This window comes from Shewanella sp. Isolate8 (assembly GCF_022398495.1).
Taxonomy (GTDB): Bacteria; Pseudomonadota; Gammaproteobacteria; order Enterobacterales; family Shewanellaceae; genus Shewanella; species Shewanella aquimarina.
Genome location: NZ_JAKEVI010000001.1, coordinates 1998089 through 2014228 on the forward strand (window position 1 = coordinate 1998089; position 16140 = coordinate 2014228).

Genomic DNA, 16140 nt, shown 5'->3' on the forward strand with positions numbered 1-16140 from the left:
GCCTAGCTCAAGCCGAGATCAAATAAACCAACAACGCGACGCCCTCGGAATCGACATGTTTATGCCTGCGCACAGGACTCGGGCCAGACTTGCAAGAGGATAAATATGACATGCCCCAGGCATCGCGTGGAGTCATAAAATGAAGATGAAAATGAACAAACTCGCCAGCATGATCGCCATGTTGACCCTTGGCGTAGCGGCACAAAGTTATGCCGAAGATAACCGCTACGTCATCCAGGTAGATAACCAGCATAAAGGTATGATCAAGGCCTTGGCGGTAAAATCCGGTGCCGACATAAAAGTCGACGGCAATGGCTTCTTCGCCGCGGAATTTCCCGAGCGAGATCTTGCAAAGGTTAAGGGGCTACTCAACAATCCCCACGTACGCCTGGTCGAAGAGGATCAGCGCCGTCGCCTACTGTCACTCTATCAGGATGATGCGGGCGATCCTATGGTCAAGCAACTGACCCCCTACGCCGTCTATCAATCTCAGGCCGATCAGGTCGATTTCGTTGCGGGTAACGGCACTAAGGTCTGCATCATAGACTCGGGGCTAGATAGATCGAATACAGATTTCAACTGGGACGGGATCACGGGGGACTATGACTCGGGTACCGGCGATTGGGATGTCAATGGTGGTCCCCACGGAACACACGTCGCTGGCACGATAGGCGCCGCCGATAATGACATTGGTGTCGTCGGTATGGCGCCCGGTGTCGACATGCACATCATCAAGGTCTTCACCGCCAGCGGCTGGGCCTATTCTTCGGATCTGGCCCATGCGACTGATCTATGTAGCCAGGCCGGCGCCAATATTATCAGCATGAGTCTGGGTGGCGGTGGCGCCAACAGCATAGAGTCTAACGCCTTTGAAGCCTTTACCCAGGCGGGCGGACTCGTGGTGGCCGCGGCGGGCAACGATGGCAACAACGCCCGCTCCTATCCAGCGGCCTACCCCTCTGTGATGATGGTCGGCGCTAACGATGCCGACAACAATATCGCCAGTTTCTCACAATTCCCTAGCTGTACCAGCGGCCGTGGCAAGCGAGCAACCACGGATGAAACGACCTGTGTCGAGATCACCGCAGGTGGCGTACAGACCCTATCCACCTACCCGGCTGACATGGCAACCATGGCCAGCCTCCAGGCCGACAGTCAGTATTACGATACCGCCGCCATGGAAAACCTTGGCACTGCCAGTGGTGCCACCTACTTCATGGGCACGGCGGAAAGCCCGGATGCTGCCGCCAACGGCAAGCTGTGTGTGATCGATCGCGGGAACATCTCTTTCCATGATAAGGTCGCTAACTGTGAGGCTTCCGGTGGTATAGGAGCCGTCATCATCAATAATGTCGACGGCATGTTGTACGGCACCCTTGGCGAGAGCAACACCACGAGCATACCCGCCGTTGGTGCCGATCTGGCCGATCGCACCGCATTCATGGAGGCAACCACGGCCTCTGTCGCCATCACCGCATCCGACTACGGCTACATGAGCGGCACTTCGATGGCGACTCCCGCAGTATCGGGCGTCGCCGCCTTGGTATGGTCAAACTTCCCCGAGTGTACCGGTAGTGAGATCCGCCAGGTGCTGAAAGCGACGGCAGAAGATCAAGGTGCACCAGGCCACGACGAGTATTTCGGCTATGGTATCGTTAAGGCAAAAGCTGCCTATGACTACCTGCAAAACCATGGCTGTAGTGGCCAGGATACATCTCCGGGAACCTTTAGCCTCACCGCCGACTACGGCTTTGCCCGCGGCAAACACACGGTTACCTTGACGACACAGGCCGCCTCAACCCCTAGAGTCGACCTGTATCGCGACGACGTGAAAATTGCCACGGTTGCAGCCAGTACTAGCTATGAAGATACCTTCGGCCGTAAGGTCAGTGGCAGCTTTACCTACAAGGCCTGTGAAGAGAACAGCCAGATCTGTACCGAGACTCAATCTGTTGCCTTCTAACCCAGTATCGTTTAACGACTGGTACTCTCTAACAACGAGTACCGTTTAACGACTGGCACTAGAGAACACTTAGGCAACTGAGTCAGTATCAGGGCAGAGCCCTCTGCCCTTCACACAGGCGTGCCGCGTGTAGCATCGCGCGGCACGCCTGTATTCATCTATATAGCGACCAGGATTCTGTAACGGCTAAGCATCTATAACTGCCGGGCTTCTATAACTGCTAGGTTTTTGTAACTGCCAAGCCCTTTCACTGACTGCCGCCTATCACTATCCAACTCCTTCAGTTGTAAGCCCATACAGCTATAAGCCCCGGCAAGTTCAGGTGTGTAAACGACCAGGCATATAACAAGCAAGCCGATACCCTATTGGCTAGCCCATCATTTTCCCGCCAGGAATCACAGGCTTAGTCCACATTAAGACCATCAAACTACATACATTTATTTACAAATATGTACATTTTGTGACAATTAAGCTAAATAAATGTTGATCTAAATCATATCCGCATATATAACTGTATACATATAGCACACAACTGTATGCGATATAGCCGATTTAAGACCTCATAAGTAACTGGGTGCAACAACACTGAGTACTTACAAATTTAATAACAACAGGAGATCAGTTGATGACTACACCAAAGAAATCATCTACCAAACTGCTCACAACCTTATTAGGTGCATCACTATTAACGGGCTTAAGCCCTGTAGCGCTGGCCGTATCAAAAGCACCGCTCAAAGCTATGCCTGAATACGATCAACAATCTGTTATCGTTAAGTTCAAACAAAAAGTAGCTAAAAAGGATCGTAAAGAGCTTACTCGTAATCTTGGCGTATCTTTCAAAGATAAGAACAACGACGGCGTAGATGACCGCCTGCGCAACATATCTAATGGCCGTCTGGCGGTACTTGAACTGGGTCAAGGCCGTAAAGTTGATGCAGTATTGGCAAGCCTTAAGAATCACCCACTGATCGAATATGCAGAGCCTAACTACATAGTACACACGACTGCAGTGCCTAACGACACTTCATACTCAAGCCTGTACGGCATGCAGAAGATCCAAGCGGAAACCGCCTGGGACTATGTGATCGGTGATTCTTCTGTCGTTGTTGGTGTTATCGATACTGGTTTCGACTTCAACCACCCAGATCTGGCTGACAACATCTGGACCAACCCGAATGAAATCGCCGGCAACGGTATCGATGACGACGGTAACGGTTATATCGATGATATCCACGGTATCTCAGCCATCCTGGATAACGGTAACCCGTCTGACACCGGCGCTCACGGTACTCACGTATCTGGCACTATCGGTGCCAAAGGTAACAACGCCCTGGGTGTTGCCGGTGTCAACTGGCAAACCAACATGGTAGGTTGTAGCTTCCTGGGTTCAGGCGGCGGTACCCTGGCCGACGGCGTACAATGTATCGACTATATGGTTGGCCTGAAAAACGCAGGCGTTAACGTACGCGTACTGAACAACAGCTGGGGTGGCGGTGGTTTCACTCAGACGCTTAAAGACGCTATCACGGCGGCTAACAATGCCGACATGCTATTCGTCGCGGCAGCGGGCAATGACTCGGCCGACATCGACAACGGCGGTTTCTATCCAGCCGGTTACGATGTACCTAACGTAGTAGCAGTAGCTTCTACCGACAACGCCGACAACCTGTCTGGTTTCTCTAACTACGGCGACCAACTGGTTCACCTGGCTGCACCGGGTTCATTCATCCTGTCAACGACGCCTAACAACAGCTATGACACGTTCAGCGGTACTTCAATGGCCACACCTCACGTAGCCGGCGCTGCTGCCCTGATCCTTGCGGGTAACCCGAACCTGACCACGTCACAGCTAAAAAGTGTACTAATGAATACGGGTGATACGCTTGCGGCTTTGGAAGGCAAAACCATCTCAGGTAAGCGTCTGAACGTTGCCAACGCCCTGATCGATTCAGGCGGTGCGGGCCCTTCTTTCTTCATGGAAGCAACGCCAACTAAATCAACCATCAACCAAGGCGACAGCCAGGCTTACGCTATCGACCTGGTTGCAGCGGGCGGTTTCAACGGCACCGCGACTATGAGCCTGACCAGCGTTCCTGAGCTTAACGCAGACGTCATGTTCGCTCAAAACCCGGTTGCAGGCGACACCACTAACACCATGACTATCAATACGACAGAGCAAACTGCGCCTGGTACGTACAACATGACAGTCAACGCCACCGACGGCAGCGTTTCTAAAAACATCAACCTGGAGCTGAAAGTATGGCCTCAAGGTACTGTTTCTACTATGCTGACCAGCAACGAAATCGTGCCTATCAGCGATGACGATCCTTCAAACCCAGCAACCAGCAGCATCAATGTTCCTTACGACATGACGCTGACTCAGGTAGAAGTGTTTGTTGACATCACACACGCTTGGGCATCTGACATGGTTGTGTCTGTTATTTCACCTAGCGGTGAAGAAGTTGTTCTGCACGACCGTGCCGGCGGCAACGGCACCGGCCTGGTTGGCAACTTTATTCCTACCGAATACGAGTTGGACAATGCATTTGGTGAGTGGACACTGAAAGTCGTTGACGAAGTTGCTGGCGATACGGGTGCTATCAACAACTGGTCACTGAAACTGACAGGCGCACCTTCTGCCGGCACAGACTTCGCACCAAACGTACAGATAGTGACACCTGCTAACCAAGGTGCGTACCTGACCGGTGAAACCGTTAGCTTCAGCGCAAGCGCTAACGACACAGAAGACGGCGACCTGACTGCTGACATCGTTTGGACGTCAAGCATCGACGGCGTGATCGGTAACGGCGCGACCTTCACTAAGTCTAACCTATCTGTAGGCGACCACGTCATCACTGCGACCTCTACTGATTCTGCAGGCCAGGCCAGCACAGAAACTGTTGAGCTGTCGGTTGCTGATGCTAACACTACGGTAAGCGGTGCAAACAACACGGCAATCGCTATGCCTGAGATGGGCGGTAAGGTATTCACTGAAATCGACCTGCCTACCGGTGTTGCTATCGATGCGATTGAAGTCAATGTTGATATCTCGTTCGAATCGGTTCAATACCTGAACGTATGGCTACAGTCTCCAACTGGGACCATGGTTAAACTGGTCACCTGGCGTCAATTCTGGAACAAAGATCTGGTTAAGACCTTTAACCCAGTTGAGTTCGCAGGTGAGTCGAGCATGGGGACATGGCGTCTATTTGTTGAAGATACGTCAAGCTACACCATGAACGGCGTACTGAACAACTGGAGCATCTCGGTATCAAACGGCGACGCGGTACTTCCACCTCCTGCTGAAAACACAGCGCCTGTGATGACTATCAATGCACCTATGGGTGGTTCTAGCTTCAACCTAGGCGACAGCATCACCTTCGACGGAACGGCAACTGACGCCGAAGACGGTAACCTGAGCGCTGGCATCAAGTGGTACGATAACTTCAACGGCCTAATCGGTGAAGGTGCCCTGTTCAGCACTAACTCGCTAAGTGCTGGTGACCACATAGTGACAGCTGTAGCGACCGACTCGCAAGACGCGTTCGACCAGGCACAGGTCAGCTTCACAGTGGTAGATGCACCTGTAAACGAAGCCCCTGTTGCTGACTTCGGCTTCACAGTAAACGGCCTTGACGTGCAGTTCTCTGACCTAAGTGGCGACACTGACGGTGCGGTAACAACCTGGTCTTGGGACTTCGGTGACGGCGCAAGCTCTACGCTAGCGAACCCCGGCCACAGCTACACAGCTGCGGGGACTTACACAGTCACCCTAACAGTAAGCGATGACGACGGTGCGACGCACTCAATCACTAAAGACGTCACTGTGACTGAGCCTGTACCAGAGCCAACCATCTTACTGGACGGCAGTGCAACAGTAAGTGGTGATCGCGTTACCGTTTCACTGAACTGGACGACGCCTAGCAAGATGAACCTTGATGTCTATCGTGACGGTACTCTGTTGAAAGCCGGTGAACGTAAGTCTAGTTACACCGACCGCTTTAGCTCAACGGCTACTAGCTTCACCTACCAAGTATGTGAAACTGGCACAGACAACTGTTCTTATGAATTGACTATTGTTCCGACCAATAAGTCAAAAGGTAACACCAAAAAGAACTAAGTAACTCGGGGGGAAGGTGCCGTTTTGGCCCTTCCCTTTTTTACCATCTGACATTAGCTAAACCTTATCGGCATAAAGGCCGAAACCATCATTTCTTTATCAAACACCTGAGGCATTAGAGGTGAACACTAGACGCTCTGCGCTACTTATTGCGCTGCTTTGCACCATCACACAGGCATCTGCCGAATTTATAACACCCTATCGGCCCTATGAGTCACAGCGGCTTAGACTGGTTTACCAAGTTCAAACAGACGATTCAATGAGCGCTCTGGCGCATGATTCAGGCCTGGCGCTGGAAGATATAAAACAATCCTTGACGAGAAAGGATACCGAAGAGACTCGCCCCACCTCCCCCTTACCCACTAATAAAAAATCCCTAAGTGAGGTTATTCAGGCTCCAAAGGCAGGCGATTTAAATATGACGGTACAGACCGGCGTCCAGCGCAGGTCCGCCGGCGAGACGGCAGTTTATTACTTTAATACCCAAGCAGATCAGGAGTGGCAGGGCGATATTAGCCTAAGCCTTGCGTCTTCCCTGGCCAGTGCACGCCTTTCGACCCGTTCGATCATCGCCGGGGAGCCTTTTAGCCTCAGTGTGCCAACGACGCCTAACTGCCAGTCGGGCGACTACATGTTTACCATCACGGCGACGGCCAAAAACGGTAAACAAGTTCGCCAACAGGCGGTAAGCCTGGAGCTTCTACCAAACCACACCATAACCCACAGCTATCACAACACACAGAAGATCACCATAACGGATCACAATACCCATGGCATAAAGAGCATCATCAAGGTACCCCAGACAGGCACAGTCTATGGCATTAACCTCATTGTTGAGATAGCTCACCCCTGGCGTAGCGATCTTCAGGTCACCCTCACCTCACCCTCTGGCACTACTCACACCCTAGATAAACGAGACGAGCCAACAGCGAGCTCCTGCCACTATCGCCTTAAGCAATTCGAGGGGGAAACCAGCAAAGGCGACTGGACACTGAACATCACAGATCGCGCATCGGGCGATCAAGGCTATTTGCACAGCTGGACGATGGAGATCTTAAGCTATGACGCCCAATCTCCATCTGATTTAACCAAGAGCCTTAAGTAGTCGCGGTTTAGTCCCATAAAATCCACGTAGATTAACGGGTAGTTTGCCCCGCTAAATCCACATAAAATAGGGGGCAATTTGCCCCCTGCCTGCGGTCATCATCCTCTTATCAGAACACACTGTTTTTACTGCCACAAATGCTCGGAAAAGGCTGTTGTCCATTGGCAGTTCTGCTACAATTTCGCCGTAATTTCCTCCTCCAACATTACATATAAAAATATACGACCCTATGAATCAATCAAACAAAGTTTTAGCCGTTAATGACGACCTGCCTATTCGCACTGACAAGCCGGTACACTCGGGTAAAGTTCGCAGCGTCTATTGGTTGACAGCCGAAGACAGCGCACGTCTTATTGCGCAAAAAGGTTATGACGTTCCTGCCGATACGCCACTGGCCATCATGGTGATCAGCGACCGTATCTCCGCCTTTGACTGTATCTGGCAAGGCGAAAACGGCCTCAACGGCGTCCCAGGCAAAGGGGCGGCGCTCAACGCCATTTCAAATCATTGGTTCAAACTATTTAAAGAGAAGGGCCTGGCCGACAGCCATATTTTGGATGTGCCTCACCCCTTCGTCTGGATAGTACAAAAGGCCCAGCCCGTGATGGTCGAGGCAATTGCCAGACAATACATCACAGGTTCTATGTGGCGTGCCTACAGCAAAGGCGAGCGTGACTTCTGTGGTATCACCCTACCTGAAGGACTGGAGAAGGATCAGAAGCTGGAAGAAGTGCTGATCACCCCATCGACCAAAGGTGTCTTAACCGGCCTTGAGGGGGTCCCAGAAGCCGACGACGTCAACGTTTCACGTGCGGATCTAGAGCGCCACCTGGAAGGCTTTAACTTCCACAGCAAGGAAGATATCGACCTGTACGAGAAGCTGCTAAAAGAGGGCTTTGCGGTGATAAGCGAGGCCTTGGCCGAGCAGGATCAGATCTTCGTCGATACTAAGTTTGAGTTTGGCTATGTGAACGATGCTAACGGCCAGGAAAAACTCATCTATATGGATGAAGTGGGCACCCCAGATTCTTCACGCATCTGGGATGGCGAAGCACGTCGCAATGGCAAGATCATCGAGAAGTCAAAAGAGGGCTTCAGACAGTGGCTGCTAAACCACTTCCCGGATCCCGATATCCTGCTAAACAAGGAGCGTATGCCTGAGCGTTTTGCCCTCGCCCGTGATAACAAGCTGCCAACTGAGGTGATGATGGATATCTCTAACACCTACGTTGGCATCGCCGAAACCATTATTGGCGAGAAGCTTCACCTGAGCGAGAACCCTCGCCAGGAGATCATCGACATCCTGCGTGATGAGTACCAGCTGATCCAGGCATAACTGATACTCAGCCTGGCTAAGCTTGCCAGGGATAACTCGAAGTTTGATAAAAGATAAGGCCAGCGCTTACGAGACGCTGGCCTTTTTATTACGCTTGCCTGGCAATTGTTCTTAGCTTTTATTCTTGGCTCTATGTTCCTAATTTAAGTTCCTAGTTTAAGCTATTAATTTAGGTTCTTAGCTTTTTTTGTGCTCAGCCTCTTTGCCTCTTCTATCGCAGTGATAGCTGTATTAGTGATTAAGGGCACCAAGCAGTGAGGCGCTTCCCCCTTATTGACGCAAGGGATTTACACCAGCACAAACGCCAGTACAGACACCAGTAAAGACACAGGCAAGGGTGGGATTAAAAAGCCCCAACGTGGCAACGCCCCCACTAGCACACTCGAATATAAAAACCGCTTTAATATTTTCTCACAACTTTATTAATCGAATCTTAAACTTTTGAATTGCCGCGCCCCTGCCCGACTTGATAAGGTATGGCGGCAATCACATCTTTAGCGCCCCCATGCCTGTTAGGCAGCAAAAAACGATTGGGCGCCAGCAACAGGGAGAACCCATGCGCAAGTCTCTTCTCACCACGGCTATCTTAGCCGGTCTATATCTCACTGGCTGTACACCAGCGAGTCAGGAAGCAAGCAATACAGAAGTAGCGAGCACTGAAGCGGCGAAATCTGCCGCGCAGGCGAGTGAAGGTCAAATCAATGCCAGCAACGTACTGCTCAAGAAAAGCGTATTGCAGTATCAGGCGCCAGAGTTTGACAAGATCACCTTCGACGATTATGCCCCAGCATTCACCCAAGGGATCATAGAGCACGATAAAGAGATCCAGGCGATCATCGACAATCAGGCGGCGGCCGATTTTGACAACACCATAGTTGCCATGGAAAAGTCTGGCAGCCTGCTTACCCGCGTGGCCAAGACCTTCTTTAACCTGGCCAGCGTCAACTCTAACAGCCAGGTACAAACCCTGGAAGCCGAGCTAGCACCAAAGCTATCTGCGCACTGGGACAACATCTTCTTAAACCCTGAGCTGTTTGCCCGCGTCGAAAGCGTCTACAAGAGCCGCGACAGCCTGAGCGCCGAAGATAAACACTTGGTCGAGTATTACTACCTGGCGTTTGAGCGCGCCGGTGCCAAACTGTCTGACGCAGATAAAGAGAAGATGCGCGATCTTAACGGTCAGCTCGCTAGCCTGACCACAGAGTTTTCAAAGAACGTTCTCGATTCCTTCAAGAAAGAGGTGATCATAGTTAAAGACAAGGCAGAGCTCGACGGCCTATCTGACGCCGAAATTGCTACCCTCGCCCAGGCCGCAAAAGATGCCGGCAAAGAGGGATACCTGATCACTCTTGTGAACACCACCCGTCAACCAATTCTTTCCAGCCTGAACAATCGCGAGCTAAGAGAGAAAGTGTGGAAGACCTCGGCAAACCGCGCCATGGCGCTTAACGGCCCGAATATCGTCAAGCAGTCACACCTGCACGCCGAAAAGGCGGCGCTACTTGGCTATGACTCTTGGGCAGCCTACACGGTAGCCGATCAGATGGCCAAGACACCGACGGCCGTATATGAGATCTTAGATGACCTAGCACCTAAAGCTGTGGCCAAGGCCAAGCTAGAGGCGGCGGACATACAGGCGCAGATTAAGGCATCGGGTCAAGACTTCGAACTGGCACCATGGGACTGGGCCTATTACAGCGAGAAGGTTCGTAAGGCCAAGTACGACCTGGATCAGAGCCAAGTCACGCCTTACTTCGAGTTTAACCGCGTTCTCAACGACGGTCTCTTCTTCGCCATGGAAAAACTCTACGGCATCACGGTCAAGGCGCGCAAGGATCTGCCTGTATGGAACCCGGATGTGTTGGCCTATGAGATCTTTAACAAAGACAAGAGCTCAGTCGGCATCTTCTATCTGGACCCTTATGCCAGAGAAGGTAAGAACGGCGGCGCCTGGATGGATGAGTTTGTGACCCAGAGCGGCCTACTAGGCACTAAGCCTGTGGTCTACAACGCGCTGAACATTCCAAAGCCGGCTTCAGGCCCAACCCTGATGACCTATGATGAAGTGAGCACCATGTTCCACGAGTTCGGTCACGCGGTCCATGGTCTCTTCTCTCAGGTGAAATACCCAAGTGTGGCGGGTACGGCTACCCCGAGAGACTTCGTCGAATTCCCATCACAGGCCAACGAAGACTGGTCAATCGATCCTGAAGTCCTGGCCAACTACGCCAAGCACTATCAGACCGGCGAGCCTATCCCTGCCGAGCTGCTGAAGAAGGTCCTGGCGGCGAGCAAGTTTGGACAAGGCTTCGATACTACAGAGTATCTGGCGGCGGCCATCCTGGACATGGAGTGGCACTCAATTGGTGTCGATGCCAAGATCGACGACGTGGCTAAGTTTGAGCAGCAAGCTCTGGCTAAACACGGCATCGACTTTGCGCCTATCCCACCTCGCTACAAGTCAGCCTACTTTAGCCATGCATTCGCTGGCGGCTATTCGGCAGGCTACTACGCCTACCTGTGGACCGAGGTCTTTGCGGCAGACGCCTTCGACTTTATGAGCCACAACGGCGGCCTGTCACTGGAGAACGGCAACAAGTTCCGCGACAACGTGCTGTCTAAAGGTAACAGTGAAGATCTGATGCAAGACTACATCAAGTTCACCGGCAGAAAGCCAACCGTGGATGCCCTGCTAAAACACAGAGGCCTAACGGAATAAGTCTGAATTTCAGGCATTAAAAAGCGGCTCATTGAGCCGCTTTTTTTATCACTATCTGCTTCAGCGCGATCTTTTCCCTAACTCTAACACTAACTTTCAAGAGCTTACTTTAAAAGCTAGTAGATAGAGGCTTCGCCCGGCGGACGGGTACGCAGGAGTTTGAGGAACCACATATATTGCTCTGGATAGGCGTTTATCACCTGCTCCACCGCGCGGTTTAATGCTAAGGCCTCATTCTCCTTACCCTGCATCTCCTCGGGTGAGATGGGCGGCAGTACCGTCAGCAGATACTGACGCTTTTGCTGATCATAGCCAATCTTAACCGGCATCACCTGGGCGTTACCGGCCGAGGCCAGACGCCCCACCACAGGTAATGTGGCCTTAACCGTACCAAGAAATGGCGCGAAGACGCTCTTCTCAGGGCCTAAGTCTTCATCTGGCAGATAGAAGAAACTGTTATCGTTTTTCAGCTCAGACAGGAGCGCACGAATGCCCGCCTCCCGCATATAGACGTTGCCGCCCTTAGAGCTACGCATACGGTTATTAAACCAGTCGAACAGCTTGTTACGATGCGCCTTGGCCATGGTGACCATGGGCAGTTCCAGGTTCAACCTCAGCCCGGCGTACTCTATGCCCCATACATGGGGCATGATGAAGATCACCGGCTGACCCGCATCACGAGCGCGCTGCACATGCTCGAAGCCTTCAAGCTGAACGCGGCGACGCAAGTGAGCATCTGAGCGCAGCAGCAGTTCAGACTGCGCCAACAGGATCAACACAAAGTTCTCGATATTATCATCGAGTAGCTTATCGATCTCGGCAGCCGACTTATCGGGAAAACAGGTCTCTAGGTTTACCCTGGCCACCTTGAGCGGCTTCTTGGCGATCTTCTTCACCAGACGCGCCAACAAACGTGCTATCGGATCCCGCAACCAGGCAGGCATAAGGCCGAAAAACACCAGAAGGCCTATGGCAAACCAGGTTAGCCAATACTTGGGATGCAATAACTCGGCGCGAAAACGGCGATCGAAATACTTTGGCTTTTTAGACATGGCTTTTTTAGATATGGATTCTCTAGACAAGAGTACAACCTCTTCCTCATCTAGCGCCTGTACAACACAGGCTTTAACAACAGATAACCAGTTCAGAAGAAACAGAAAAAGCCACTCAAGGAGTGGCCTTCTCTATGTATTAAGTCGGATTATTTACCGGCGTTAGCCTCTTCAACACGACTCTTCAGTTTCTGTCCTGGACGGAAAGTCACCACACGGCGAGCAGAAATCGGGATATCTTCGCCTGTTTTAGGGTTGCGACCCGGTCTTTGATTTTTGTCCCTTAGGTCAAAGTTGCCAAAGCCAGATAACTTGACCTGCTCACCACTCTCGAGGGCTTGACGAATTTCTTCGAAAAACGCCTCAACCATCTCTTTCGCAACGCGCTTGTTAATGCCAAGCGTTTCAAAAAGATGTTCTGCCATTTCGGCTTTGGTAAGTGCCATACTTTTAATCCCTCAACAATGCGTTGAACTCGGTCTTGAGTTCAGAAACTACCTTTTCTACCATTTCAGCAATTTCTTTCTCTTCAAGCGTACGAGCGTTGTCTTGTAGTGTAAGTGCAATCGCCAGACTCTTTTTACCTGGTTCAACACCTTTACCTTGGTATACATCGAACAAGTTTAAGCCAACCAACTGATTTTCGCCAACTTTTCTTATCAAATTTACAACATTTCCTGCCGAAACATCTTCGTCAACTAAGATGGCAATGTCTCGTCGGTTTGCTGGAAACTTAGACACAGTCTGGGCTTGCGGCAAACTCGCGCGCAATAAGGCGTCTAATTCGAGCTCGAATACGATGGTTTTACCATTTAAGCCGAAGGGCTTTTCCAGGCTCGGATGGACGGCACCAATGACACCAATTACACGATCATTTCTTAAGATTTCAGCACATTGCCCCGGATGAAGCGCCGGATGAGATGCTTTTTTAAAAGTAAATTCATCCTCTGAAACTGTCAAGCCGATAATGGCTTCGAGATCGCCCTTAAGGTCGAAAAAGTCGACAGTTTTTGATTCCATCGACCAATGTTCGTCATTTTGGTTACCGGCAATGACGGCGCCCAGCATAGCTTGTTGACGCACACCTGATTCTGCATGCTCATCAGGCACGAAACGCAGACCGGTTTCGAACAGGCGTACACGGTTTTGCTGACGGCTCTGGTTGTAACCCACAGCGGTCAGCAGACCTGTGAACATAGACAGACGCATGGCAGACATCTCTACCGAGATTGGGTTTGGTAGCACCATGGCATCTACGCCCGGATGTACCAACTGCTGCAGCTTAGGATCGACGAAGCTGTAGGTCACGGCTTCCTGGAAACCACGAGCTACCATCATGGCGCGCACACGCTTAAGGTCGATATCGGCCTCGTTATGCAGCGGCATGCTCAGTGCCGCAACCGGCGCAACATTCGGAATGTTGTTGTAACCATAGATGCGGGCAACCTCTTCGATAAGATCTTCTTCGATCGCCATATCGAAACGGTAAGTCGCCGTGGTCACCTGCCAGTTATCATCACTGCGTGATACGCTAAAGCCCAGACGTTCGAGGATTTCGGTCACATCGGCATCGCTAATGTGATGACCCAGTACACGGTCTAGCTTGCTGCGACGCAGCAGGATGTCTGCAGGCTGAGGCAGATGCTCGTCGGCCTTTGCTTCGACCACAGGACCGGCTTGGCCGCCACAGATCTGGAGTACCAGGCGCGTAGCACGGTCGATCACCTTATGTTGTAGCTCAGGGTCGACGCCGCGCTCGAAACGGTGTGACGAGTCTGTGTGCAGACCCAGGCGACGGGATTTACCCATGATCGCCAGTGGCGCAAAGAAGGCACACTCAAGCAGGATATCCTGAGTCTCGCCGGTCACTCTCGAGTATTCACCACCGAACACACCGGCCAAGGCCAAGGCTTGGCTGTTGTCGGCGATAACCAGAGTATCGTTTGGTACGGTAATTTCGTTGCCATCGAGCAGGGTAAGCTTCTCCTCACCATCGCCCAGACGGATCTGGATCTTGCTATCGATTTTGGCTAAGTCGAAGGCATGCATAGGTTGACCGAACTCGATCAACACATAGTTGGTGATGTCGACGATAGGATCGATAGAGCGAATGCCACTACGACGCAGCTTTTCCTGCATCCAGAGTGGCGACTGCGCCTTAACGTTAACATTCTTCACCACGCGGCCCAGGTAGCGTGGACACGCACTCGGCGCCTGGTTATCGATCTCGATGACGTCATCTATGCTAGGTGCTACGGCTTCCCAGGTTGGCGCGACAACGGCTTGGCGGTTAAGTACACCCACTTCGCGGGCCAGACCCACCATGCCGAGGCAATCGGCACGGTTAGCGGTAAGATCCACATCGATGATCGCATCGTCGAGATCTAGGTATTCACGGACATCCTGGCCAATCGGCGCGTCCAGCGGCAGCTCGATAATGCCATCGCTCTCGATCTCTATGCCAAGCTCGCCATAGGAGCAGAGCATACCAAAAGAGGGCTGACCACGTAGTTTAGCCTTCTTGATCTTAAAATCACCCGGCAGTACGGCACCCACCATGGCCACGGCCACTTTTAGGCCCTGACGGCAATTTGGCGCGCCGCAGACGATATCGATCAACTCATCCTGACCGACATTAATTTTCGTCACACGTAGCTTGTCGGCGTCTGGATGCTGGCCACACTCGACCACCTCACCCACTACAACGCCCGAGAAATCACCGGCTACAGGGTCGACACCATCGACTTCGAGGCCCGCCATGGTGATCTGATGTGACAAATCGTCACGACTAATACTTGGATTGACCCACTCACGAAGCCAAGACTCACTGAATTTCATTATTTACTCGCTCCGTTATTTGAATTGCTTAAGAAAACGTAGATCGTTTTCGAAGAATGAACGCAGGTCATTAACCCCATAACGCAACATAGATAGGCGCTCAACCCCCATACCGAAGGCGAAACCTTGGTACTTCTCAGGATCGATGCCAACGCTGCGTAGCACATTCGGGTGAACCATGCCGCAACCCAATACTTCTAACCACTTGCCATTCTTACCCATTACGTCAACTTCGGCCGAAGGCTCAGTAAACGGGAAGTAAGAGGGACGGAAGCGTACTTGTAGATCTTCTTCGAAGAAGTTGCGCAGGAAGTCATGCAAGATCCCCTTCAACTCAGCGAAGTTAACATTTTCATCGACAAACAACCCCTCTACCTGATGGAACATAGGCGTGTGAGTCTGGTCATAGTCATTACGGTAAACGCGGCCCGGAGAGATGATACGCAGCGGCGGCTTTTCCGTTTCCATGGTGCGGATCTGCACGCCCGAGGTCTGGGTACGCAGCATCAGCTTAGGATTGAAATAGAAGGTATCGTGATCGGCACGCGCCGGATGATGCTCGGAAATATTGAGTGCATCGAAGTTATGGAAATCATCCTCGATTTCTGGCCCCTGCTTGACGCTAAACCCAAGCTCACCAAAGAAGGTTTCAATACGTTCGATGGTACGGGTAACCGGGTGCAGACCACCGTTGTCGATGCGACGTCCAGGCAGGGTCACGTCGATACTCTCGGCGCTCAGCTTAGCTTCAAGCTCCTGAGCCTTTAGGCCTTCGATACGCTCGGACAGCTTTTGCTGTACCGCTTGCTTAGCCTGGTTGACCGCCTGACCAAAGGCCGGCTTCTCCTCAGGACTCAGCTTACCCATCATCTTCATCATGTCGGTGATCTTACCCTTCTTACCCAGGTAATCGACACGAAGGTCATCGAGGGCTTTCAGATCATCTGTCCCTTCGATTGCCTGCAAGGCCTGTTCTACGATTTCTGTTAACTCTGACATCATCTCTT

At 51.8% G+C, this 16140-nt stretch carries 9 protein-coding genes; 5 read left to right on the plus strand and 4 right to left on the minus strand.

Annotated elements, in window-relative coordinates:
* Positions 1-145: 145 nt before the first annotated feature.
* From L1D43_RS08755 to L1D43_RS08775, 5 genes are all read left to right on the plus strand, one after another.
* Positions 146-1963, plus strand: a complete 1818-nt coding sequence (locus L1D43_RS08755) for a S8 family serine peptidase (protein WP_239851111.1) — start codon at positions 146-148, stop codon at positions 1961-1963.
* A gap of 739 nt (positions 1964-2702) precedes the next feature.
* Positions 2703-6083, plus strand: coding sequence for a S8 family serine peptidase (locus L1D43_RS08760; RefSeq protein ID WP_239850808.1), 3381 nt, complete (start codon positions 2703-2705; stop codon positions 6081-6083).
* 418 nt (positions 6084-6501) lie between these two features.
* Positions 6502-7188 (plus strand): proprotein convertase P-domain-containing protein, encoded by a 687-nt coding sequence (locus L1D43_RS08765; protein ID WP_239850811.1) that lies wholly within the window; start codon positions 6502-6504, stop codon positions 7186-7188.
* Positions 7189-7417: 229 nt separating this feature from the next.
* Positions 7418-8524: a phosphoribosylaminoimidazolesuccinocarboxamide synthase gene (locus L1D43_RS08770; RefSeq protein WP_239850813.1), complete on the plus strand. Its 1107-nt coding sequence runs from the start codon at positions 7418-7420 to the stop codon at positions 8522-8524.
* A gap of 556 nt (positions 8525-9080) precedes the next feature.
* Entirely contained in the window at positions 9081-11243 is a 2163-nt protein-coding gene (locus L1D43_RS08775) for a M3 family metallopeptidase (RefSeq protein ID WP_239850815.1), read from the plus strand.
* Between the two features lie 116 nt (positions 11244-11359).
* Here L1D43_RS08775 and lpxM read toward each other — a convergent pair whose 3' ends face one another.
* The 4 genes from lpxM to pheS form a co-directional block, all read right to left on the minus strand.
* Positions 11360-12295, minus strand: coding sequence for a lauroyl-Kdo(2)-lipid IV(A) myristoyltransferase (lpxM, locus tag L1D43_RS08780; RefSeq protein WP_239850817.1), 936 nt, complete (start codon positions 12293-12295; stop codon positions 11360-11362).
* Between the two features lie 149 nt (positions 12296-12444).
* Positions 12445-12741 (minus strand): integration host factor subunit alpha, encoded by a 297-nt coding sequence (gene ihfA, locus L1D43_RS08785; protein WP_041511036.1) that lies wholly within the window; start codon positions 12739-12741, stop codon positions 12445-12447.
* A gap of 4 nt (positions 12742-12745) precedes the next feature.
* The gene (gene pheT / locus L1D43_RS08790; protein ID WP_239850820.1) at positions 12746-15133 is read right to left on the minus strand and encodes a phenylalanine--tRNA ligase subunit beta; all 2388 of its coding nucleotides are present in this window, start codon (positions 15131-15133) and stop codon (positions 12746-12748) included.
* A 15-nt stretch (positions 15134-15148) separates the two neighbouring features.
* Positions 15149-16132, minus strand: coding sequence for a phenylalanine--tRNA ligase subunit alpha (gene pheS / locus L1D43_RS08795; protein WP_041407220.1), 984 nt, complete (start codon positions 16130-16132; stop codon positions 15149-15151).
* Between the last annotated feature and the right edge of the window lie 8 nt (positions 16133-16140).

What these genes read in the sequence shown, in the direction of transcription:
- L1D43_RS08755 (WP_239851111.1), top strand. Translation starts at nt 146, where the DNA reads ATGAAAATGAACAAACTCGCCAGCATGATCGCCATGTTGACCCTTGGC.
- L1D43_RS08760 (WP_239850808.1), top strand. Translation starts at nt 2,703, where the DNA reads ATGCCTGAATACGATCAACAATCTGTTATCGTTAAGTTCAAACAAAAA.
- L1D43_RS08765 (WP_239850811.1), top strand. Translation starts at nt 6,502, where the DNA reads ATGACGGTACAGACCGGCGTCCAGCGCAGGTCCGCCGGCGAGACGGCA.
- L1D43_RS08770 (WP_239850813.1), top strand. Translation starts at nt 7,418, where the DNA reads ATGAATCAATCAAACAAAGTTTTAGCCGTTAATGACGACCTGCCTATT.
- L1D43_RS08775 (WP_239850815.1), top strand. Translation starts at nt 9,081, where the DNA reads ATGCGCAAGTCTCTTCTCACCACGGCTATCTTAGCCGGTCTATATCTC.
- lpxM (WP_239850817.1), bottom strand. Translation starts at nt 12,295, where the DNA reads ATGTCTAAAAAGCCAAAGTATTTCGATCGCCGTTTTCGCGCCGAGTTA.
- ihfA (WP_041511036.1), bottom strand. Translation starts at nt 12,741, where the DNA reads ATGGCACTTACCAAAGCCGAAATGGCAGAACATCTTTTTGAAACGCTT.
- pheT (WP_239850820.1), bottom strand. Translation starts at nt 15,133, where the DNA reads ATGAAATTCAGTGAGTCTTGGCTTCGTGAGTGGGTCAATCCAAGTATT.
- pheS (WP_041407220.1), bottom strand. Translation starts at nt 16,132, where the DNA reads ATGTCAGAGTTAACAGAAATCGTAGAACAGGCCTTGCAGGCAATCGAA.